This window comes from Anaerolentibacter hominis (assembly GCF_032380675.1).
In the GTDB taxonomy this organism is placed as follows: domain Bacteria; phylum Bacillota; class Clostridia; order Lachnospirales; family Lachnospiraceae; genus Anaerolentibacter; species Anaerolentibacter hominis.
Window position 1 is genome coordinate 1,370,709 of sequence record NZ_JAWDIX010000001.1, and the last position, 22,140, is coordinate 1,392,848.

Below are 22,140 nucleotides of genomic sequence, written 5' to 3' on the forward strand. Positions count from 1 at the left end.
ATGAATATGAATCTTATTGAGATATTGAAGGACTGTAAAACAATTGGGATCGGCGGTCATGTGCGTCCGGACGGCGACTGTGTGGGTTCCTGCCTGGGGCTGTACCACTATCTGCACAAGAAACTGCCGGGGGCGGACATTACTGTTTATCTGGAATTTGTGCCGGAAGCTGTAAAATTACTGGCCGGGAGCGATTCAATTGTCTCTGGTTATGAACCCGGGAAGAAGCATGATGCATTCGTTGCCCTGGACTGCGGGGATCTGGCCCGCCTGGGCTTTTCCGGTCCCTATTTTCAGGAGGCGGGCGTAACCGTGATGGTGGATCACCATATCAGCAATCAGAACAGTTCTTTTGGCCAGCATGCACTGGTTGACCCGAGGGCATCTGCAACCTGTGAGATTCTGTTTGATCTGATGGAGCCGGACGGCATAGACAAAACAGTAGCGGAATGTTTATACCTTGGTATCGTACACGATACAAACAGCTTTAAAAATTCCAATACAACCGAGCATACCATGCAGGTTGCGGGAGCGCTGATCGGCCATGGAATTAATTTTACTAAAATTATTGACGACAGCTTCTACATGAAGACCTATGTTCAAAACCAGATTCTGGGCCGGTGTCTTCTGGAAAGTCTGCTGGCTTTAAACGGCAAAGTAATCCTCTCTGTTCTGAATAAGAGGGTTCTGGACTTTTATCAGGCCAGCTCCCAGGACGTTGACGGGATTATTCAGCAGCTGAATGTGACAGAAGGAGTGGAGGTTGCCATACTGGTCTACGAACTGGAGCAGGATGTCTTTAAAGTCAGCCTGCGTTCCCATGATATTGTGGATGTCAGCAGGATAGCCACCGCATTCGGCGGCGGCGGGCATGTGAGAGCGGCCGGTTTTACCTTCCGGGGAGATTCCAGAGACGTAATAAACAATCTGATGCTGTATATTTCCAATCAGCTGCAGGAACACAGTGACGACATCTGAAGAATTTACACATAGAAATAAGGTTGGAAGGAATCTTTCAACCTTACGTTAATGCATGCTGCAGGGGTATAAAAATGAACGGGATTATAAATATATATAAGGAAAATGGCTATACTTCCCACGATGTGGTTGCAAAGCTCCGTGGAATCCTGAAACAGAAGAAAATAGGGCATACGGGAACCCTGGACCCGGCAGCGCTGGGCGTCCTTCCGGTCTGTCTGGGAAATGCCACCCGTGTGTGTGAACTGCTGACGGACAGAGAGAAAACCTATGTTGCCGTCATGAAGCTGGGTATTACTACGGATACACAGGACATGACAGGCAAGGTTCTTACGGAAGGTTCGGTGGAAGTCACGGAGGAGACGGTCAGGCAGTCTGTGCTCTCTTTTGAAGGGGACTATGATCAGGTCCCTCCCATGTATTCGGCACTTAAGGTAAATGGAAAAAAATTGTACGAGCTGGCGAGGGCGGGCAGAGAAGTTGAGCGAAAGCCCAGACCGGTTCATATTTATAATATTCATATAAATGAAATAAACCTGAACGAACAGGAAGTGGTATTCGAAGTAACCTGTTCCAAGGGGACCTATATCCGAACACTCTGCCATGATATTGGAGAAATGCTGGGCTGCGGCGCCTGCATGGCCTCCCTGATCCGCACGAAGGTGGGCCCTTTTGTAATTGAAGAAAGCCATACCCTTGGTGAGGTGGAAGCAATGGTTTCCAGGGGAAGAATAGAAGATATTGTTCTTCCGGTTGACCGGCTTTTTGAGGCGTATCCGGCTTTTCGTGTATTGCCGGAAGCGGAGAAGCTGCTTAGAAACGGGAACGAGATGGAAACGGCCATGGGTGTCCTGCTGCAGGGCGGAGAACTGGGTGACGGGGAGAGTATCCGTATCTATGACTCGAACGGTACTTTTCAGGCAATCTACAGACTGGACGCGGGCAGAGGTGTAATCAAGCCTGTCAAGATGTTTTTATAGGAAGTAGATAAGACTCCCACCTCTATAGGTGGTGAGTAAATAACAAATTCGTCTTGGAAGTACGCCGAGGCGTACTTGAACATAGACGGTGCAATGATATACTGATACGCGGCAAAGAGGAATGGAAGATGAAGCACATAATCGGCACAACGGATTTTCAACTTCATAACAGCGCAATCTCTCTGGGCAAGTTTGACGGAATCCATATCGGTCATCAAAAGCTCATGCACGAGATATGCAAAGAGCAGAATGGGCTGAATCCTGCTGTGTTCACCTTTGATCTGAGGGATATCAAAATAAACCCGATTTATACAGAGGAAGAGCGGATTCAGAAATTTAAAAGACTTGGTATCAGGACTGTAGTATCCTATCCTTTTAATGAAGCGGTGATGAAGCTGGAGCCCAGAGAATTTATCCGGAATGTGCTTGTGGGACGGATGGACGCGAAGAAAATTGTAGTCGGAGAGGATTTCCACTTCGGCCATAACCGGAAAGGGGATACAGCACTGCTTCGCCAGTGTGCCGGCGAGTTTGGTTTTGAACTGATTTCCATGAAAAAGCTGTCTTATGACGGTACCGTGGTGAGCAGTACCAGAATCAGGGAAGAACTGCAAAACGGCAGGATTGATCTGGTGAATGAGATGCTGGGAGAACCCTATTATATTTACGGGACTGTTGTACATGGCCGGCATATCGGAAAAAAGATTTTTCATATGCCTACCATCAACCTGCTCATACCGGAACATAAGCTGCTGCCTCCCTTTGGCGTTTATGCTTCCCTGACCCGCATCGAGGGAAAGACGTATGAAGGGGTTACCAATCTGGGCCGGAAACCTACGGTGGAAGGAGAAAATCCGGTTGGGGCGGAAACCTATCTGTTCGATACGGAGGAAGACCTGTATGGAAAACAGGCGTCGGTATCTTTGCTTTCCTTTCAGAGAAAGGAGAGAAGGTTCCCTTCTCTGGAGGCGTTGAAAGAACAGATCCAGCGCGATACCGGACAAGCCCGGGAATATTTTAAGACAAATAAAGCAAAAGAAAGCGTCGGGCTCAGAAATTTCTGAACCGACGCTTTTTCATCCCAAAGGAAACTTCGTTTCCTTTGGGATGAAAACCCTCCGGGGGATCGCACTGCGGCGGAAAGGAATCGTGTTGCCTGAGCAACCCGCCGCAGGCGGAGAATCCCGCTTGCGGGATTCTTTGTTCCTATAATCTGCAGGGACAAAGCGGGCAAGCCGTGTTTGTTAGGAAATGGGAAACCAGGGAAGCATAAGGTTATAAAGACGCCTGATCCCTTCGTCAATTTTATCTGCCGGAAGATTTGCGTACCCCATGAGCAGGGTAACAACACCGGATGCTGTGTCTCTGGCCGGGCGTATCCGATGATCATTTAAACCATACAGGCGTATGCCGGCGTTCAGAGCCTGCTTGCGCAGTTCTTTTTCCGGCAGAGAGACCGAAAAGGAGGCCGTCAGGTGAAGTCCGGCATGACCGCCTTGAATCTGTACATGGTTTCCAAAGCACTTCATTGCATGGAGCATGGCGTCGTGTTTGGCACCGTAAATCTTCCTCATGCGGTTGATATGCCGCTCAAAATAACCGTCCGAGAGGAAGCGCTGAAGTATCTTCTGATCGATGCGGGATACTGTGCAGGAATAATAGCTGAATCGTTCCCGGTACACAGCCAGGAGAGACAGGGGCAGTACCATATAACCAACTCGGATCGCCGGTGCGACGGCCCTGGAAAAGGTACCCAGATAGATGACTCTGCCGCTTGTATCCAATCCCTGGAGAGAAGAGAGCGGTTTTCCACGGTAGCGGAATTCGCTGTCGTGGTCATCCTCTATGATATAGCTGTCCGTCTCAGCGGCAAAGCGCAGCAATTCCAGACGGCGCTTGACAGACATTGATACTCCCATGGGAAATTGATGGGAAGGTGTGACATAGGTAAGCGTACAGGGCTCTTTTTTTAGACAGTCCACACGGATGCCGGAAGCGTCCAGGGGAACAGGGACCACGGGAATATGCAGTCCATTAAAAATATGACAGGCCTGCATGTAAGCCGGGTCCTCCATTGCGACGGAAAGGCCCTCCGGAAACAGACGGACGAGAAGCTGGAGCAGATAGTCTGCACCAGCTCCCACGATGATCTGTTCCATACGGCAGTGAACGCCCCTTGACTGATGCAGATATTCCATGATTGCCTGACGAAGCTCCCGATCGCCCTGGTTATCCCCCTGCAGAAACAAAGAATTATCTGTTTCCTGCAGCACCTCCCTGGCCAGCTTCCTCCATACGGATACCGGAAAGTGCTCCAGGTCCACCGAAAAGGGAGAAAAGTCAATTTCAGCGGCCGGTCCTGCAGGGGGAGCCGATGAAGCTGGTTGCGGACCTGTATTTTGCAGGTGGAGCAGTGCTGCAACTTCACTGACAAAATAGCCGGATTTGGGAACCGCCTCAATATACCCTTCCGAGAGCAGATGGGCATAGGCCAGGTCTACCGTATTGCGGCTGACCTGCAGATGGGATGCGAGGCTGCGGGTGGAAGGAAGCTTCATTCTGCACGGGTAAACACCGGCACGTATTTCCTCCCGGAGAAACAGATAGATCTGTTCATAGAGAGGGATGCCGGTGCCGGGATTTAAGGGAATGGTAATCATATTCTAAACGGTTTCGGGCTGAGGATAATTCTCTCCGAACAGTTCAACCGTCACCTTTTTCATGACCTGAGGTGTGCGGGGGCGATCGGAATAATCGGTAGAAACAGCCGCAATCTCATCAACCACGTCCATTCCTTCAGTTACCTTGCCGAAAGCGGCGTAAGCGCCGTCTAAGTGGGGCGCATCCTTATGCATGATAAAAAATTGAGACCCTGCGGAATCGGGCATTGCGGAGCGTGCCATAGACAGTACACCTGCAGAATGTTTCAGTGTATTGGAAAAACGGTTTTGGGAAAATTCACCGCGGATTGCATATCCGGGACCGCCCATGCCGGAACCCTCCGGACAGCCGCCCTGGATCATAAAGCCGGGGATAACCCTGTGAAAGATCAGACCGTCATAAAAGCCCTTCTGAATCAGGGAGATAAAGTTGTTTACCGTGTTAGGGGCAATCTCCGGGTACAGCTCTGCTTTGATCTGTTTTCCGTTTTCCATTTCAATTGTTACAACTGGGTTTGTTTTAGACATAATACATCTTCCTTTCAAAAAGTATATTAAAAATAGTGTTCCTATGCTATAATATCGAATGGTATTACAGCAGGAGAAGCCGCAGTGCGATCCTGTCAGGATAGCTTCTTTCATCACAGGGCAAGGATCTTTAAACTTTCCCGTGTAATGAAAGAAAGACATTCGGATCTCCGAATGTCTTTCAGCGTGCGGATGGAGGGACTTGAACCCTCACGAGGTCGCCCCCGTCAGATTTTGAGTCTGATGCGTCTGCCATTCCGCCACATCCGCGTGGTTCATAGCAATGGTTATGATAACACACTTGGATTCAGATTGCAAGACCCAAGATTCAGATAAAAAGGAGAAATTATGGAGTCAAAAATAGTATTAATTGATGGTCACAGTATCTTAAACAGGGCCTTTTACGGAGTACCGGAACTCACCAACAGCGAGGGCCTTCACACCAATGCGGTGTATGGTTTTCTGAATATCATGTTTAAAATTCTGGAGGAGGAAAAACCGGAATATCTGACGGTTGCTTTTGATGTGAAAGACCCTACCTTCCGCCACAAAATGTTTGCGGAGTACAAAGGGACCAGAAAACCCATGCCGGACGCCCTGCATGAGCAGGTGCCCGTGATGAAAGAGGTCCTGCATGCCATGGGAATCCGTACGGTAGAGATGCCGGGCCTGGAGGCAGACGATATTCTCGGGACACTGGCCAGACAGGCTGAGGGCAAAGGATATAAGGTTTCCCTTGTCTCAGGAGACCGGGATCTGCTGCAGCTGGCATCGGAAAAGATAAAGATCCGTATACCAAAGACCAGAAGTACCGGGACGGAAGTAGAGGATTATAATACAAAAGAGGTTGTAGAAAAATATGGCGTAACGCCGGAACAGATCATAGATCTAAAGGGACTGATGGGGGATGCTTCTGACAATATCCCCGGGGTGCCGGGGATCGGGGAGAAAACGGCGTCCAAGATAGTGGCCCAGTTTCACTCTATTGAGGAAGCATATGAACATCTGGAAGAGGTGAAGCCTCCAAAGGCCAGGGAAGCCCTCAGAAATAATCATGAGCAGGCTCTGCTGTCCAAAACCCTTGCTACCATCAAGACAGACTGCGATCTGAACTTTGAGGTGGAGGATGGAAGAATCACAGATTTTTATAATGAAGCTTCTTTCGGCTGGTTCCAGAAGCTGGAATTTAAAAGCTTCCTCAGCCGCTTTACAGAGGATATGACAAGAAATGAGTCACTGGAAGAGAATTTTGAGACGATTTCTGAACCGGAGAACATACAGTCCGTGTTTGAGGAAGCCCTGGGAGAAAAAGAAGCGGTTGGACTGTTTATACCGGTACAGGAAAAAGATGTGCTGGGGGTCGCTCTCTCCCTTACTGGACGTACGGTATTTATACCGGCAGGAGGTGAAGTGACGGGCGCATACTTGACGGAACGTCTTACGGCCCTCCTGGAAAATCGTATTACCTTCTCGATGCCGGATGTGAAATCGGCCCTTCCTTATTTGAATACGGACCGGATGGAATCGTTCTTTGACTGCGGGGTGGCGGCCTATCTGCTTAACCCTATCAAATCGACTTATTTCTGCGAGGATATGGCAAACGACTATCTGAATTTTTCCGTTCCTTCCTATTCTAATCTGTTTGGAAAGGAAAAACCGGCTCAGGTATTGGCTGGTCGTCCGGATGAGGCTGCCCGCTATTTTTGTTATCAGGCATATACGGCGGCCAGGCTGGCTCCCGTGCTGACGAAACGGCTGGACGCGGAAGGCATGGAAGCTCTGTTTAGGGAAATCGAGATGCCGCTTGTCCTCGCCCTTTATGAGCTGGAACAGCGTGGCATTCGGGTAAAACGGGAAGAATTGAGCGAATACGGAGCGCAGCTTACCGGCAGAATCTTGGAGCTGGAACAGGAAATTTACGGTATGGTAGGCGAGGAATTTAATATCAATTCACCCAAGCAGCTGGGTGTGATCCTTTTTGATAAGCTGGGACTGCCCTTTGCAAAGAAAACAAAGACAGGCTATTCCACTTCGGCCGATATACTGGAGAAGCTTAAATGCGAACATCCGGTTATCGGGCTGATCCTGGAGTACCGGCAGCTGACTAAATTAAAGTCCACGTATGCGGATGGGCTGGCGGCCTATATCAATCCGTCTGATCAACGGATTCACGGCACGTTCAACCAGACGATCACGGCTACCGGCCGGCTGAGCAGCACCGAGCCCAATCTGCAGAATATACCGATCCGCATGGAGCTGGGACGGCAGATCAGAAAGGTATTTGTGCCGGAGGATGGCTATGTGTTCCTGGATGCGGACTATTCTCAGATTGAACTGCGTGTTCTGGCCCACATGTCGGGGGATGAGGCGCTGATCGAAGCCTACAGACAGGATCAGGATATCCATCGGATCACCGCTTCCAAGGTATTTCATATGCCGCTGGAGGAAGTCACCGATGCCCAGAGACGGAACGCAAAGGCGGTCAATTTCGGGATTGTGTATGGAATCAGCTCCTTCGGCCTTGGCCAGGATCTGGGGATCACTAGAAAGGAAGCGGAGCGCTATATTGACAATTATTTTAAAACGTATCCCAAGGTAAAGGAATTCCTGGACGGACTGGTAAAGGAAGGCAAAGAAAAGGGCTGCGTCTACTCCATGTTTCACCGGAAGAGACCAATCCCGGAACTTTCTTCCGGGAATTTCATGCAGCGATCCTTCGGCGAACGGGTGGCGATGAATTCCCCGATCCAGGGTACGGCAGCAGATATTATTAAAATAGCCATGATCCGGGTAAATGACCGTCTGAAAGAAAAACAGATGAAGTCCAGGCTGATCCTGCAGGTACACGATGAGCTTCTGGTGGAAACCCATCGTTGTGAAATTGATCTGGTGCGGTCGATTCTTCTGGAGGAGATGGAACATGCGGCGGATCTTAAGGTTCCTTTGATTGTGGAAGTAAGCCAGGGGGATAACTGGTATGAAGCTAAGTAAGACAGATATGAAGGTGATCGGCCTGACCGGCAGCGTGGGCAGCGGGAAATCGACAGTGGCGGCAATTCTGCGTGACCAGTACGGTGCCTGCCTGCTGGCGGCGGATGAAATAGGAAGAAAGCTGATGGAGCCCGGCGAGATCAGCTACAGCAAAATAGTGGAATATTTCGGGCCGGAGATCGTAAAGCCGGATAAGACGCTTAACCGGGCCAGACTTTCGGGCATTGTCTTCGGGGACAGGGAGAAGTTAAAAAAGCTGAACTCCTTTGTCCACCCATACGTTACGGAACAGATTCTGACCGGTCTGAAGGCGGCCGGAGAGTCCGGGAAGTACAGGCTGGCGGTGGTAGAGTCTGCCATCTTATTTGAGGTACATTATGAAGCATTCTGTGACGAAGTCTGGTATGTGTATGCTGACGGGGAGGCACAGAAGAGACGGCTGAAGGAATCCAGAGGATATACGGAGGATAAGATCAGGGCGGTTTTACAGAACCAGCCCTCCCCGGAAGAGTACCGGAAACACTGTGATTTTATGCTGGATAACAGCAAATCCTTAAGAGATTTGGAAAAAACTATTAAGAAATATTTTTGTGTAGATAATTGAAATCTGTTGTGCTATAATGACAACGTTATTATGGTAAAAATTTGACTTAAGGACGGACTTTCCGAAATTAAGTAAAGAAAGGCATGAGTATGATATGAAGTTTTGCAGTATAGCAAGCGGAAGCAGCGGCAACTGTATTTACGTGGGCTCGGAGAATACCCATGTGCTCGTGGACGTGGGCATCAGCGGAAAAAGAGTTGCAGGCGGGCTGGAACAGATTGAGGTCCGGCCGGATGAGCTGAGCGCTATCCTGATTACTCATGAACATACCGATCATATTTCCGGGCTTGGCGTTATGGCAAGAAAGTACCATATTCCGGTCTATGCCACCGCAGAGACCCTGGATGCGATCCTTTCCACCAGGAGTATAGGCAGGATCGAGGAGAGTCTGCTCCACGATGTCCGGCCGGATGAGAAATTCTCACTGGGAGAATTTAAGATAGATCCCTTTTCCATTCCCCATGATGCTGCCAATCCGGTCTGTTACAGCCTGGAAGCGGGGAATCACAAAGTAGCGGTAGCTACTGATCTGGGACAGTATGACGACTATATCGTCAAACATCTGGAGGGCGCTGAGATTTTACTTCTGGAGGCGAACCACGATATTAATATGCTGGAGGTCGGACCTTATCCCTATATGCTGAAGAAGCGGATTCTGGGTGAACGGGGTCATCTGAGCAATGATAATTCAGGACGGCTGATCTGCCGTTTGTTCAATGACAGCTTAAAATACGTCATCCTGGGACATTTGAGCAAAGAAAATAATTATCCCGCCCTGGCCTATGAGACGGTAAAATATGAATTGGGACAGGAACAGCCGGGTTACGAGATAACCTGCAAGATACAGGTTGCCAAGAGAGACGAACCGTCCCTTTTAATTACACTTTAGAATGATCTGTGAGCTTCGTGGGAGAGATAGTCTTTCACTGAAAAGTTTACATAAAATAGAAATTTGAAAAAGCCGGAAGCTTATCCGGCCGATACAGGAGGAGCAGGAAAACAGATGAACAAGCTGATTATTACAGTGGTAGGGAAGGACAGTGTGGGGATTATTGCCAAGGTATGTACCTATCTTTCCAATAACCGGGTCAATATTCTGGATATTTCTCAGACGATTGTCCAGGGATATTTTAATATGATGATGATAGTGGACAGCAGCGCTGCCGAAAAAGACGTACATCTGCTGGCGGATGAGCTGGAGCAGATCGGCGGGGAAATCGGCGTAAGTATCCGTATGCAGCACGAAGACATTTTTAATAAGATGCATCGAATCTGATCCGGAGGGAGACTGACAGACAATGATTAATATATATGAAGTAATTGAGACGAACAAGATGATCGAGCAGGAAAACCTGGATGTTCGTACCATTACGCTTGGAATTAGCCTTCTGGATTGTATGGACAGCGATCTGGACAGAATGAACCGGAAAATCTTTGACAAGATTACGGCGACGGCCAGAGACTTGGTTAAGACAGGAAAGGAAATAGAGAAAGAGTATGGAATTCCCATTGTCAATAAACGGATTTCCGTGACTCCCATCGGGCTGATCGGAGCCAGCGCCTGCCACTGCCCGGAGGACTATGTAACCATCGCACGTACCCTGGATGCCGCTGCCAAACAGGTAGGCGTAAATTTTCTGGGCGGATATTCCGCTCTGGTTTCCAAGGGGATGACCCAGGCCGATGAATATTTGATCCGTTCTATTCCGGAGGCGCTCTCCGTAACGGATGTGGTGTGCAGCTCCGTCAATGTGGGTTCCACGAAGACAGGCATTGATATGGATGCGGTCCGGCTGTTGGGTGATATTGTAAAGGAAACGGCGGAAAAGACAAAAGAGCAGGATTCCCTTGGATGTGCCAAGCTGGTTATTTTCTGCAACGCTCCGGATGACAATCCGTTTATGGCAGGTGCCTTTCACGGTGTCACCGAGGGTGACGCTGTTATTAATGTGGGTGTCAGCGGACCGGGTGTGGTAAAGGTTGCCCTGGAACAGTGCAGAGGCGCAGACTTTGAGACATTGTGCGAAACCATTAAAAAGACGGCATTTAAGATAACAAGAGTGGGACAGCTGGTGGCCAGAGAGGCCTCTAAGCGTCTCGGGATTCCCTTCGGTATTATTGATCTGTCCCTTGCTCCGACTCCGGCTGTGGGAGACAGTATCGCGGAGATACTGGAAGCAATGGGGCTGGAAAGGACTGGGGCGCCGGGTACTACCGCGGCTCTGGCACTGCTCAATGATCAGGTGAAGAAGGGCGGCGTAATGGCTTCCTCCTTCGTTGGAGGCTTAAGCGGCGCGTTTATTCCGGTCAGCGAGGATCAGGGTATGATCAATGCCGTGCAGGCAGGAGCCCTGACCATAGAGAAACTGGAAGCAATGACCTGCGTCTGTTCCGTGGGACTGGATATGATCGCAATTCCGGGGGATACCAAGCCTGCAACCATTGCGGGTATTATCGCAGACGAGATGGCAATTGGGATGGTCAATCAGAAAACGACAGCAGTGCGGCTGATTCCGGTGATCGGAAAAGGTGTGGGCGAGATGGTGGAATTTGGAGGACTTCTGGGATATGCTCCAATTATGCCGGTTAATTCCTTTGACTGTTCTGAATTTGTAAACCGCGGGGGACGGATACCCGCGCCGATTCACAGCTTTAAGAACTGAGGAATGGAGTAAAGAATGGGAAAGTATTACGACGACGATGACAGCGATTTCGACGATTCCTTTCTAACGGATATCAGTGAATCAATTGCAAATCAGGTAAAGAGGGAACTTAAGCGGTCCGATTCTGACGGATATGACTATTATTCGGGCAGAGAGCCGGGCGGAAGATCTAAGCAGGACCCCGATTATATTAAGGATTACCGGAATTTTGAACGCCGGGCCGATGAGTATGATTTTGACGACGACTATGACGATATCGGAGAAATACGCCATTACCGGGATGAGCGTTCGTATAAGGAGCGCAGCAGATCGGCGGAGCAGAAGCGTTCGGCTGATCCGAAACGGTCTTCAAACAGAAAGAGTACGGTAAAAAAGAGTTCTCCTTCCCGCAGACATTCCGGAAAACGCGGGGAGCCGGACAATTTTCGCGGGCTTGAAGCAGGCGGCGGCAGAAAGAAGAAGGGCTTCTGGAGGCGTATGCCGGTCTGGGGCAGAGTGGCAACGGTTATTTTAGGGGTGATTGCAGTGTTCCTGATCGCCGGCGCGGCTTACTATTATTATCTGCTGTCCCTTGTAAAATATGACAAAGAGCCCTCCAAGGCGCTGGATGATACTACGGTGCAGGCAAATGATACCGGCGGCGAGAAGCCGGAGGATGTTTCCTGGGACGATGTGAATACCACCTATCGGAAGGAAGAGGGAGTCTTGAATTTCCTGTTGGTAGGGGAGGAAAATGTATATGGAGACGAGCGGGGACGTACCGACTCAATCATGATCGTTACCCTGAATGAAAAAGAGGGGGCGATCAAGCTGACGTCTGTCATGCGTGACTGCTATGTCAAGATTCCGTCCTACGGCGGCAAGAATTATCGTGACAATAAGATAAACGCTTCTTATACCCTGGGCGGCATGACATTGACGACCATGACGGTAGAAGAAAACTTTGACATTTACATTGATGGCTATGCGAAAGTAGATTTTAACGGCTTTGAGCAGATGATCGACGCCCTGGGAGGCGTGGAAATCACCCTGAGTGCCCAGGAAGCCAGTTATCTGAACCGGACAAATTATATTTCCAAGAAGAAATACAGAAATGTAAAGGAAGGAAAACAGACCTTAAACGGCAACCAGGCGCTGGGTTATTCCAGAGTCCGGAAAGTGGCTACCCCGGAAGGGCTCCACGATGATTTCGGCCGTACGGCCCGCCAGCGAAAGGTACTGGACTCCCTGTTTGAGAAGTATAAATCCAAGAGCCTGGTGGAATTGATGCTGATGCTGCCGAAGGTGATGGAACTTGTGACAACAGATTTGAATAAAACGCAGATTACCAGCCTTTTGACAAAGCTGGTGACAATCCGGCCCACAAAGCTGCAGACGAAGAGTATTCCGGTGGACGGGGGCTGGTCCGACAAGACAATATCCGGCGTTGGGGAATCTCTGGTGCTGGACATGAACAAGAATATAGACGAACTTCACAGATTTATTTTCGGTTCTACGATGAGTGAGAAAGAAAATGGCACGTCCGGTAACGACAGTACCGGCGGACAGAGCCAGAATCAGAAGCAGTAATTGACTGATGGCAAGTATACTTATGAGAAAAGCGTGGCTGGGAGTTTCCCTGTTGCGCTTTCTTTTTTCGGGGGCTGGAGGCAGGGACCCGGCCGACGTATACCGGATAAGGATAGCAATAGCCAAGAACAGGAAATTATGGTATACTACATTTTAGATTATGTTCCTTTAAATTGCCGGGAACATAAATTGTCACGAAAGAAAAACGAAAACAGGAAATAGCCGGGTTTTCGTACATATACAGGAATATCATAGATAGTGGTTGCTGTCTGAATCAGGAAATGGAGGTATTGATCAGATGAATAAGGAACAATGGATTCAGAATTTGAATTCTCTTCAAAATGGAAGTGATGTGCGCGGAATCGCGATGGAAGGTATTGAGGGGGAGAAGGTTAATCTCACTCCTGAGGCGGCTAATGTTATTGCAGGGGCGTTTGCCTGCTGGCTTGCAAAGAAAAAGAATGTGGAGAAGAAGGTTCTTCGTATTGGGATCGGCCATGATTCCAGACTTACTGCTGACAGTCTGATGGAAGGAGCTATGATGGGGCTGATTCATCAGGGCGCTTCTGTGTATGACTGCGGGCTGGTTTCTACGCCGTCGATGTTTATGACCACCGTTTATACAGAAATGCAGTTTGACGGTGCAATTATGATTACCGCCAGTCATCTGCCTTTTAACAGGAATGGACTGAAATTTTTTGACCGGGACGGCGGTCTGGAAAAGGAAAACATAAAGGAACTGCTTGCCATTGCGGCAGAACTGGCGCCGGCCGGAGAGGATATGGAGGATGTAGAGAGGGTGGACAGTCTGTCCTACTATTGCAATGCCCTCTGCCGGAAAATCAGGGAAGGTGTAAAGGCTGAGGATTACAATCATCCGCTGACCGGGCTGAAGGTTGTCGTGGACGCGGGAAACGGAGCCGGCGGCTTCTTCGTGAAAAAGGTGCTAAAGCCTCTGGGAGCAGATACCGCGGGGAGCCAGTTTCTGGAGCCGGACGGCATGTTCCCCAACCACATACCGAACCCTGAGAATAAAGAAGCGATGGAGTCCATACAGAAGGCGGTTATTGACAATGCCGCTGATTTAGGTATCATTTTTGATACGGACGTGGATCGTATGTCGGCTGTGCTGCCGGATGGAACTGCGGTAAACAGGGATAAAATTATTGCCCTGATGGCGGCTATTATAGCGAAAGACTACCCCGGAGGAACGGTGGTAACCGATTCCGTTACTTCGGACCGGCTGACCAGGTTTATCGAGGGCAAGCTTGGTATGAAGCATCTGCGCTACAAACGAGGATATAAAAACGTCATAGATAAACAGATTGAGTTAAATAAGAACCATGTCGTTACACCCCTTGCGATCGAGACCTCCGGTCACGGTGCAATGAGTGAAAACTATTTTCTGGATGACGGCGCCTATATGGCAGTGAAGCTGCTGATTGCCGCCGCTCTTGCAAAGCGTGAAGGGGCTGATTTGGCTTCCTGCATTGCTGATATGCCGGACGGATTTGAGGAAAGAGAATACCGGTTCCGGATTGACGGAGATAATTATAAGGAATATGGAGATAGAGTTCTGGCTGAATTCGAGCAGAAAGCCAGAGCACGGGGATTATATGTGGTTCCGGAATCCTATGAGGGAATCCGGATTTCATTCCGCACGGAAGAAATCAGAGGGTGGCTTTTGCTTCGCATGTCGCTTCATGAACCGCTTATGCCCCTTAATATGGAAGGAGAACGGGAAGGAGACTGTGACCGGATGGTCGGTCTGGTCAGAGAACTGCTGGAGGATTATGAACAGCTCACCCTTCCGTTTTGAAAATAAGAAAGGGCCCGGGAGCTCACCCAGGGCGAAATGTGCCGGTCTGAAAGAACCGGTGCGGGAGGTTGACTATGGAAATAAAATTATGGCGTGAATTGCTGGAACCATACAGTATGGCAGTGGATGAGCTTGTACTGAAATTCCGTCATATTATGGAAAGCTATCACAGAAGGGGGCAGTACTCCCCCATTGAACAGGTGGATGGAAGAGTGAAAACGATTTCCAGTATCCTGGAGAAAGTACAGAGAAAGAAATTTGAACTGGATGAATTTGAAGAAAAGCTGGACGATATCGCGGGTATTCGTATCATCTGCCAATTTGTGGAGGATATTGACAAGGTTGTGGAGATTATCCGGAACCGGGATGATTTAAGCATAAAGAATGAGAAGGATTATGTAAAGCACAGCAAGGAAAGCGGATACCGCAGCTATCATTTGAATGTTTTGTATAAGGTTCAGACGGTCGACGGACCGAAGGAGATCAAGGCGGAGATCCAGATACGGACGCTGGCTATGAATTTCTGGGCGACGATTGAACACTCCCTGCAATATAAATACAAACAGGATATGCCGGAGGAAATCAAGGAGCGCCTGACAAATGCAGCAGAGGCGATTGTGGTTCTGGATAAGGAGATGTCTTACATAAGAGGTGAGATTATGGATGCACAGAACTCATTTCTGATTAAGGCAAATATTGTCTCCGATATCCTGACTAATATACAGAATCTTTATAAAGTTTCCAACAAACGGGAAGTTGTTAAAATACAGGATGAATTTTTCCGCATTTACAAAAAAGGTAATCTGGACGAATTGGAACGGTTCAACAAGGAACTGGATATTATTTCGGAAGGATATCGGGCACAGAGCCTGGGATAGACGATTGCGGGCCGTCAGAACTTACATTTTGGCGGCATAGATACCAGAGAAGGAAAGAAAAACATGATGAGAAGGCTGCCGGAACAGTTTGTAAAAAATATGAAAGCGCTTTTGGGAGAGGAATTTGAAGCCTTTTGGGAGTCCTTTAATAAGGACTCCTTTTCGGGTTTACGGATCAACGGAATGAAGATATCTCCCAAAGAATTTTATGATAAACAGCTCTTTGACTTAAATCCGGTTCCCTGGACAAAAGACGGCTTTTACTATGTAAAAGGCAGTGCAGAGGAAAGGATACCCTCTGCTCATCCTTATTATTATGCCGGTTTATATTATATTCAGGAACCGAGTGCGATGGCTCCGGCGGGTATCCTGCCGGTGGAAAAGGGAGACCGGGTTCTGGATATGTGCGCGGCGCCCGGCGGAAAGACCACGGAACTGGCCTCCAAACTATCAGGAACAGGTGTTCTGGTATCCAATGATATCAGCCCGTCGCGGGTGAAAGCCCTGCAGAAAAATATCGAAGTATTCGGTATTAAAAACGCTGTGGTATTAAGCGAGAATCCTGCCAGGCTGGTGCCGGTCTTTCGGGAGTATTTTGATAAAATACTGATTGATGCCCCCTGTTCCGGGGAAGGGATGTTCCGCAAAAAGCCTGCGGTGGCCAACTACTGGGAGGAACACGGACCGGACTATTATTCCGCTATCCAGAAAGAAATCATTCTCTATGGCGCGGATATGTTAAGACCGGGCGGTAAGATGCTGTTTTCCACCTGTACCTTTTCTCCGCTGGAGGATGAAGGGACCATTCAGTATCTGCTGGATAACCGTCCCGAGATGAGGGTGATCCCCATACCGCAGTATGAGGGATTTTCAGGAGGAAGGCCGGAATGGACGGAACATGGCAGCGAGTCGTTAAAGCAGTGTGTACGTATCTGGCCTCACCGGGCAAAAGGCGAAGGCCATTTTCTGGCATTGCTGCAGAAAGCAGAGGGGGATTGTATTCCCTGTGAAACGGCCCGAAGAACAGATACGAACCGGCTTCCGGAGGATGCCGATGCCTTTTTATCACAGCTTATCGGCTGGGACAGGAACCGGTTTCGGGTAAAGCGAGATATCGTTTCCTATCGGCCGGAAGAACTGCCGGATCTGCCCGGATTGCGGGTGTCACGGGAGGGACTCTTTGCCGGGGTGATGAAAAAGAACCGGTTTGAACCGACCCAGGCACTGGCGATGGCGCTGAAACCGGAGGAATATCCGCGGGTGGTTGATCTGGGGAGCACAGACCCTAACGTTATAAGGTATTTAAAATGTGAAACGCTCGATGTCCCCACGAAGGAGAAGGGCTGGTATCTGATCTGCACGGACGGGTATCCTCTGGGCTGGGGTAAAAGCGATGGAAACCGGATTAAAAATAAATATAATCCAAACTGGAGAATGATGTAAATGGGCGCAATAATGCGACTGGATAAATTTCTGGCCGAGTCAGGCATGGGAAGCCGCAGCCAGGTAAAGAAGATTTTAAAACAGGGACTGGTTACGGTGAATGAAGAAACCATAACGGGTGCTGAACGGAAAATAGACGTGGAGACAGACTGTGTTCGGTACAATGGACGCAAGATTGTCTATGAAAAGTATGTTTATTACATGTTAAATAAACCGGCTGGAGTGGTCTCCGCTACCAGAGATAATAATGAGAAAACGGTGCTGGATTGTCTGAAGCAGGGCCTGGGCGCTGCTCCGGGCCAGGATTTATTTCCGGCAGGACGACTGGATAAAGATACGGAAGGGCTGATGCTGATCACCAATGACGGCGGTCTGGCCCACTCGCTGCTCTCCCCCAGAAAGCATGTGGACAAGTGCTACTATGCCAGGGTTGACGGCAGGATCGGAGAGGAAGAGTGCAGGCTTTTTGAAAATGGGATTGTGCTTAAGGACGGTACAAAGTGTCTGCCAGCCCATCTGACAGTTCTGGAATCAGGCTGTGAATCTGATGTGCAGGTAATCATCCAGGAGGGAAAATTTCATCAGGTAAAACGGATGTTCCTGGCAGTCGGGAGAGAAGTACTGTATTTGAAAAGGCTTCGGATCGGAAGTCTTAAACTGGATGAGACGTTGGACGCAGGAGAGTTCCGCCTGCTGACACCAGAGGAAATAGCGGCTTTAAAACAGGAAAATAAAACAGATAGGATGAAGGAAGATTGAAAAAAGAACTGCTTAAGGATACGAGGGGCGTCATTTTTGACATGGATGGCACACTCATTGACTCTATGTGGATGTGGCGTGATATTGATATTGAATATCTGGGCCGTTTCGGCAGGAAATACGAAGAAACTCTGCAGAATGAAATTGAAGGGATGAGTTTTTCCGAGACAGCCTGTTACATAAAGGATAAATATAATATTCCGGACGCATTGGATAAAATAAAGCAGGACTGGAATGAGATGGCGATGGACAAGTATATGAACGAAGTCACCCTGAAAGAGGGGGCGCTGGATTTTCTGAACTACCTTTCCGAACATGGGATTCCGGCAGGGATTGCAACCAGCAATTCCAGAGAACTGACGGATGCCGTCTTAAAGCGGCTGGGCGTGCAGAAGTTTTTCAAGTCGGTGCGGACAGCCTGCGAAGTAGAAAGAGGAAAGCCGGCCCCGGATATTTACCTTTTAGTTGCCGGGGATCTGGGAGTAGCACCAAAACACTGTCTTGTGTTTGAGGATGTTCCTCAGGGAATTCTGGCAGGAAAGAGCGCGGGAATGAGAGTATGTGCTGTTTACGATGCGTTTAGTTCGGATATGGATACAGAAAAGCGCAGACTGGCGGACTATTATGTGAAGAGTATGAATGAACTGTGACGGGAGACAGAAGGTAACTGATGAGATATGACAGAGAAAGGCGGCAGGCAGAATCCGAATGAAACAGGACTTTTTACCGATTAGCAGAGAAGATATGGATCAGAGAGGCTGGGATGCCTGTGACTTTGTTTATATTACAGGAGATGCCTATGTGGATCATCCTTCCTTTGGACCGGCTATTATCAGCCGTGTACTGGAATCCCACGGTTACCGTGTGGGGATCATTGCCCAGCCCGACTGGAAGAGGGAAGAGAGTATTCAGATCCTTGGCAGGCCGAGGCTGGGTTTTCTGGTTTCCGGCGGTAATATGGATACAATGGTCAACCACTATACTGTGGCGAAAAAGCACCGGAGCAAAGACGCCTATACCCCGGGCGGTGAGATGGGAAAACGGCCTGACCGGGCGGTGATCGTGTACAGCAATCTGATCCGTAAAGTTTATAAAGGGGTGCCGGTTATTATCGGAGGCATCGAAGCGAGTCTTAGAAGAATGGCCCACTATGATTACTGGTCGGATAAAGTGCGCCGGTCGATTCTGCTGGATTCCCAGGCAGATCTGCTCTCCTATGGGATGGGCGAGCATACGATACTGGAAATAGCGGAGGCCCTGGAGGGCGGTATAAAGGCGGATCAGCTGACCTATATCAGGGGAACGGTGTGCCGGGTCAAAAACCTCGAGGGGCTCTACGATTATATCAGTCTGCCCTCCTATGAAGAGATTACGGCAGACAAAAAGACGTTTGCCAGAAGCTTTGCCATACAGTACCGGAATACGGACCCTTATGTGGGAAAGATTCTGGTGGAGCCTTATGAGGCAAGGTCGGAGTATATTGTGCAGAACCCTGCCGCCTATCCGCTCAGCACACAGGAGATGGATGACATATATGATCTGCCCTATATGCGTACCTATCACCCTTCCTATGAGAAGGACGGGGGAATTCCGGCAGTCTCTGAACTGAAATTTAGTCTGACCAGCAACCGGGGATGCTTTGGAGCATGCAGCTTCTGTGCGCTGACCTTTCATCAGGGCCGTATTGTCCAGGTAAGAAGCCACGAATCTATTTTAAAAGAGGCTGAATGGATGACAAAACAGCCGGATTTCAAAGGCTATATCCACGATGTGGGGGGACCTACCGCAAATTTCAGGTTTCCATCCTGTGAGAAGCAGCTGAATAAGGGAACCTGTCCCGGCAGACAGTGTCTTTATCCGGAACCCTGCAAGAACCTTCATGTGGATCATTCGGATTATCTGAGACTGCTGGAGGAGATAAGACACCTTCCCGGAGTAAAGAAAGTGTTTATCCGTTCGGGAATCCGGTTCGACTACCTGATGTGCGACAAAAGCACGGATTTTATAAAGAAGCTGTTTGAGAACCATGTGAGCGGTCAGCTTCGGGTGGCGCCGGAGCATATCAACAATAAGGTCCTGTCCCTGATGGGCAAGCCAAGGCATGAAGTATATGAGAGTTTTGTAAAAACATATAAAGAAGTAAATGAACGGACCGGCAAAGAACAGTATGTGGTGCCTTATCTGATTTCTTCCCATCCTGGGTCCACGCTGAAGGAAGCGGTGGAGCTGGCGGAGTATGTGAGGGATATGGGCTATATGCCGGAGCAGGTGCAGGATTTCTATCCGACGCCTTCTACCATCTCAACCTGTATGTATTATACCGGCTATGATCCCAGGACAATGGAACCGGTCTATGTTCCCGACAATCCAAGAGAAAAAGCCATGCAGAGAGCTTTGATTCAGTATCGGAAGCCGGAGAATTATGAGCTGGTAAAGGCGGCGCTGTTAAAAAGCGGGAGAAGCGACCTGATCGGTTTCGGCCCCAAATGCCTGATCCGGCCCAGGAAGCAGAAGAGTGCAGAGCCGGCAGCCGGACAGAAGGGGGCACGCCCGGACAAAAAGGATGTTCCGCGAAAAAAGAAGACAGCAATACGGAATGTGCACAAGAAAAAGAACCGGTAGCAGAATATTGCGCACAAGATATGCAAAACAGGACAGGAGGGTATTAGATTGAAGAATCATTCAGTTCAAAAAGGAGAATTTCAGTATCTGAAACAGGTAAAACGCAGAAAATGGCTCTTGATGATTGTATTACTGGCTGCCGCACTGACGGTATTTATCGCAGGATATTATATCTCCGGCCAGGATAAGGCTAACATATGGACGATATTTGCCGTATTGATGATGCTGCCGGCAGCAAAACAAATCGTGTCTGTCATTGTTACCTTTCCGTACCACTCACCGGAAAAGGCAGAGTATGACAGGCTGAAACAGACCGCGGGCGATTCCTGCACTGTCCTCTCGGATATGCTGATCTCCTCCCGGGAAAAGATGATGTACATGGATTTTATGGTACTGGGCGGAAAGGAAATCGTCTGTTATACGGATAATAAGAAAAATCAGGAGAAAGATATCTTTAACTATCTGGTGACCTGCATGAAGGAAAGAAGACTCAATTACAGAGTCAAGGTCATGACAGATTTTGATAAATTCTTAAGCTATGTAAAGGGAATTGACACTGAGGATCGGAATGAACCGGGAGAAGAGAAGGAAGCACTGGATTTTATAGAGTCTTTGATTTACCGGTAGGAAAGGAACCTGGACGTTGAGAGAATTAATGATAGGCCGGAATGAAGAGGGCCAGAGGCTGGATAAATATCTTTCCAAATATATGGACGGGGCGCCGAAGAGTTTCTTTTATAAGATGCTGCGCAAAAAGAATATTACACTGAACGGGAAAAAGGCAGAGGGCAAGGAAATCCTGAAAAACGGAGATATTGTCAAGCTGTTTCTGGCGGAGGATACCATAGGTTCCTTCCAGAAAAAAAGCAGAGCAGCAACCTATCCGGTAACGGAACTCTCCATTCTATATGAGAATGACCAGATTGCCTTTCTGAATAAGCCTGCCGGTATGCTGTCCCAAAAAAGCAAGCCGGAGGATCTATCTTTAAATGAATATTTTATCGGATATCTGCTGTCGGACGGCCAGCTGGCGCCGGAGGATCTGACTACGTTCCGGCCTTCCATCTGCAACCGGCTGGACCGGAATACCAGCGGGGTGGTAGCCGCGGGTAAATCACTGGCCGGACTCCAGTCTATGGCAGAACTTCTCCGGTCACGGAAGATCGACAAGTATTATTACGCGATTGTAGGAGGAAAGATGGAACAAAGCGGCATCAAGGATGCCTGGATTTTAAAGGATGAGTCAAATAATCAGGTGCTGGTTTTAAACCAGGAGCAGGAGGGAGCGCAGCGTATCCGTACCGGATATCGGCCGATTTGTTCCGATGGCAGGTTTACCTTTCTGGAGATTCAGCTGATAACAGGAAAAACCCATCAAATCCGGGCACATCTGGCCTCGATGGGACATCCGGTCGCCGGAGATTTTAAATATGGAGATACCATGGTAAACCGATTCTTCCGGGATCGCTTTCATGTGAGAAATCAGCTGCTGCATGCCCAGAGAATGGAATTCGGAGAACTGACAGGGCCTCTCGCAGAACTTTCCGGCAGGACGATAGCCGCCCCGGCCCCTCCGGTTTTTGCCCGGGCGGTGAAGGCATTATTCGGTACAGAGATTGAAACATATGAGGAAAGCGGGAAATAGA

19 protein-coding genes and 1 tRNA gene are annotated in these 22,140 nt (G+C 48.9%); 17 read left to right on the top strand and 3 right to left on the bottom strand.

Going from position 1 to position 22,140, the window contains the following annotated elements; all coding sequences use genetic code 11:
- Positions 1–6: 6 nt before the first annotated feature.
- The 3 genes from ABCW47_RS06330 to ABCW47_RS06340 all read left to right on the top strand — a co-directional run bounded on the left by ABCW47_RS06330 (position 7) and on the right by ABCW47_RS06340 (position 3,022).
- Positions 7–978, top strand: coding sequence for a DHH family phosphoesterase (locus tag ABCW47_RS06330; RefSeq protein WP_343209009.1), 972 nt, complete (start codon positions 7–9; stop codon positions 976–978).
- 74 nt (positions 979–1,052) lie between these two features.
- Positions 1,053–1,958 carry a tRNA pseudouridine(55) synthase TruB gene (truB, locus tag ABCW47_RS06335; protein ID WP_343209010.1) on the top strand — a complete coding sequence of 302 codons (906 nt, stop codon included), beginning with the start codon at positions 1,053–1,055 and terminating at the stop codon, positions 1,956–1,958.
- 128 nt (positions 1,959–2,086) lie between these two features.
- Positions 2,087–3,022, top strand: a complete 936-nt coding sequence (locus tag ABCW47_RS06340) for a bifunctional riboflavin kinase/FAD synthetase (protein WP_343209011.1) — start codon at positions 2,087–2,089, stop codon at positions 3,020–3,022.
- Positions 3,023–3,202: 180 nt separating this feature from the next.
- Here ABCW47_RS06340 and pdxR read toward each other — a convergent pair whose 3' ends face one another.
- The 3 genes from pdxR to ABCW47_RS06355 form a co-directional block, all read right to left on the bottom strand.
- Entirely contained in the window at positions 3,203–4,618 is a 1,416-nt protein-coding gene (pdxR, locus tag ABCW47_RS06345) for a MocR-like pyridoxine biosynthesis transcription factor PdxR (protein WP_343209012.1), read from the bottom strand.
- A 3-nt stretch (positions 4,619–4,621) separates the two neighbouring features.
- The gene (locus ABCW47_RS06350; protein ID WP_343209013.1) at positions 4,622–5,146 is read right to left on the bottom strand and encodes a peptidylprolyl isomerase; all 525 of its coding nucleotides are present in this window, start codon (positions 5,144–5,146) and stop codon (positions 4,622–4,624) included.
- 187 nt (positions 5,147–5,333) lie between these two features.
- Positions 5,334–5,416 (bottom strand) — tRNA-Leu (locus ABCW47_RS06355).
- Positions 5,417–5,494: 78 nt separating this feature from the next.
- Here ABCW47_RS06355 and polA point away from each other — a divergent pair.
- The 14 genes from polA to ABCW47_RS06425 all read left to right on the top strand — a co-directional run bounded on the left by polA (position 5,495) and on the right by ABCW47_RS06425 (position 22,139).
- Complete coding sequence (gene polA, locus ABCW47_RS06360) at positions 5,495–8,137, top strand: DNA polymerase I (protein WP_343209014.1); 2,643 nt, start codon at positions 5,495–5,497, stop codon at positions 8,135–8,137.
- Positions 8,124–8,741 (top strand): dephospho-CoA kinase, encoded by a 618-nt coding sequence (gene coaE / locus ABCW47_RS06365; protein WP_343209015.1) that lies wholly within the window; start codon positions 8,124–8,126, stop codon positions 8,739–8,741. Before polA ends, coaE begins: the two co-directional genes overlap by 14 nt.
- Positions 8,742–8,835: 94 nt before the next feature.
- Positions 8,836–9,630: an MBL fold metallo-hydrolase gene (locus tag ABCW47_RS06370; protein ID WP_343209016.1), complete on the top strand. Its 795-nt coding sequence runs from the start codon at positions 8,836–8,838 to the stop codon at positions 9,628–9,630.
- Positions 9,631–9,744: 114 nt separating this feature from the next.
- Positions 9,745–10,017 (top strand): ACT domain-containing protein, encoded by a 273-nt coding sequence (locus ABCW47_RS06375; protein ID WP_343209017.1) that lies wholly within the window; start codon positions 9,745–9,747, stop codon positions 10,015–10,017.
- A gap of 22 nt (positions 10,018–10,039) precedes the next feature.
- Positions 10,040–11,404: a PFL family protein gene (locus tag ABCW47_RS06380; RefSeq protein ID WP_343209018.1), complete on the top strand. Its 1,365-nt coding sequence runs from the start codon at positions 10,040–10,042 to the stop codon at positions 11,402–11,404.
- Positions 11,405–11,419: 15 nt separating this feature from the next.
- A complete protein-coding gene (locus ABCW47_RS06385; protein WP_343209019.1) occupies positions 11,420–12,973 on the top strand; it encodes an LCP family protein in 1,554 nt (517 codons plus the stop codon).
- A 298-nt stretch (positions 12,974–13,271) separates the two neighbouring features.
- A complete protein-coding gene (locus ABCW47_RS06390; protein ID WP_343209020.1) occupies positions 13,272–14,792 on the top strand; it encodes a phosphohexomutase domain-containing protein in 1,521 nt (506 codons plus the stop codon).
- A gap of 74 nt (positions 14,793–14,866) precedes the next feature.
- Positions 14,867–15,670 carry a GTP pyrophosphokinase gene (locus ABCW47_RS06395; protein ID WP_343209021.1) on the top strand — a complete coding sequence of 268 codons (804 nt, stop codon included), beginning with the start codon at positions 14,867–14,869 and terminating at the stop codon, positions 15,668–15,670.
- 63 nt (positions 15,671–15,733) lie between these two features.
- The gene (locus ABCW47_RS06400; RefSeq protein ID WP_343209022.1) at positions 15,734–17,113 is read left to right on the top strand and encodes an RsmF rRNA methyltransferase first C-terminal domain-containing protein; all 1,380 of its coding nucleotides are present in this window, start codon (positions 15,734–15,736) and stop codon (positions 17,111–17,113) included.
- On the top strand, positions 17,114–17,872 hold the full coding sequence (locus ABCW47_RS06405) for a pseudouridine synthase (protein WP_343209023.1): 759 nt from the start codon (positions 17,114–17,116) through the stop codon (positions 17,870–17,872).
- A complete protein-coding gene (locus tag ABCW47_RS06410; RefSeq protein WP_425516061.1) occupies positions 17,869–18,522 on the top strand; it encodes an HAD family hydrolase in 654 nt (217 codons plus the stop codon). Before ABCW47_RS06405 ends, ABCW47_RS06410 begins: the two co-directional genes overlap by 4 nt.
- A 58-nt stretch (positions 18,523–18,580) precedes the next feature.
- Positions 18,581–20,494, top strand: coding sequence for a YgiQ family radical SAM protein (locus ABCW47_RS06415; RefSeq protein WP_343209024.1), 1,914 nt, complete (start codon positions 18,581–18,583; stop codon positions 20,492–20,494).
- 48 nt (positions 20,495–20,542) lie between these two features.
- Complete coding sequence (locus tag ABCW47_RS06420; RefSeq protein ID WP_343209025.1) at positions 20,543–21,121, top strand: hypothetical protein; 579 nt, start codon at positions 20,543–20,545, stop codon at positions 21,119–21,121.
- A 16-nt stretch (positions 21,122–21,137) separates the two neighbouring features.
- Positions 21,138–22,139, top strand: a complete 1,002-nt coding sequence (locus ABCW47_RS06425; RefSeq protein WP_343209026.1) for a pseudouridine synthase — start codon at positions 21,138–21,140, stop codon at positions 22,137–22,139.
- Position 22,140: the final 1 nt, after the last annotated feature.

Coding starts and splice junctions, on each gene's coding strand:
- ABCW47_RS06350 (WP_343209013.1), bottom strand. CDS start 5,146: ATGTCTAAAACAAACCCAGTTGTAACAATTGAAATGGAAAACGGAAAA.
- ABCW47_RS06415 (WP_343209024.1), top strand. CDS start 18,581: ATGAAACAGGACTTTTTACCGATTAGCAGAGAAGATATGGATCAGAGA.
- ABCW47_RS06385 (WP_343209019.1), top strand. CDS start 11,420: ATGGGAAAGTATTACGACGACGATGACAGCGATTTCGACGATTCCTTT.
- truB (WP_343209010.1), top strand. CDS start 1,053: ATGAACGGGATTATAAATATATATAAGGAAAATGGCTATACTTCCCAC.
- polA (WP_343209014.1), top strand. CDS start 5,495: ATGGAGTCAAAAATAGTATTAATTGATGGTCACAGTATCTTAAACAGG.
- ABCW47_RS06390 (WP_343209020.1), top strand. CDS start 13,272: ATGAATAAGGAACAATGGATTCAGAATTTGAATTCTCTTCAAAATGGA.
- pdxR (WP_343209012.1), bottom strand. CDS start 4,618: ATGATTACCATTCCCTTAAATCCCGGCACCGGCATCCCTCTCTATGAA.
- ABCW47_RS06330 (WP_343209009.1), top strand. CDS start 7: ATGAATCTTATTGAGATATTGAAGGACTGTAAAACAATTGGGATCGGC.
- ABCW47_RS06400 (WP_343209022.1), top strand. CDS start 15,734: ATGATGAGAAGGCTGCCGGAACAGTTTGTAAAAAATATGAAAGCGCTT.
- ABCW47_RS06395 (WP_343209021.1), top strand. CDS start 14,867: ATGGAAATAAAATTATGGCGTGAATTGCTGGAACCATACAGTATGGCA.
- ABCW47_RS06340 (WP_343209011.1), top strand. CDS start 2,087: ATGAAGCACATAATCGGCACAACGGATTTTCAACTTCATAACAGCGCA.
- ABCW47_RS06375 (WP_343209017.1), top strand. CDS start 9,745: ATGAACAAGCTGATTATTACAGTGGTAGGGAAGGACAGTGTGGGGATT.
- coaE (WP_343209015.1), top strand. CDS start 8,124: ATGAAGCTAAGTAAGACAGATATGAAGGTGATCGGCCTGACCGGCAGC.
- ABCW47_RS06405 (WP_343209023.1), top strand. CDS start 17,114: ATGGGCGCAATAATGCGACTGGATAAATTTCTGGCCGAGTCAGGCATG.
- ABCW47_RS06380 (WP_343209018.1), top strand. CDS start 10,040: ATGATTAATATATATGAAGTAATTGAGACGAACAAGATGATCGAGCAG.
- ABCW47_RS06370 (WP_343209016.1), top strand. CDS start 8,836: ATGAAGTTTTGCAGTATAGCAAGCGGAAGCAGCGGCAACTGTATTTAC.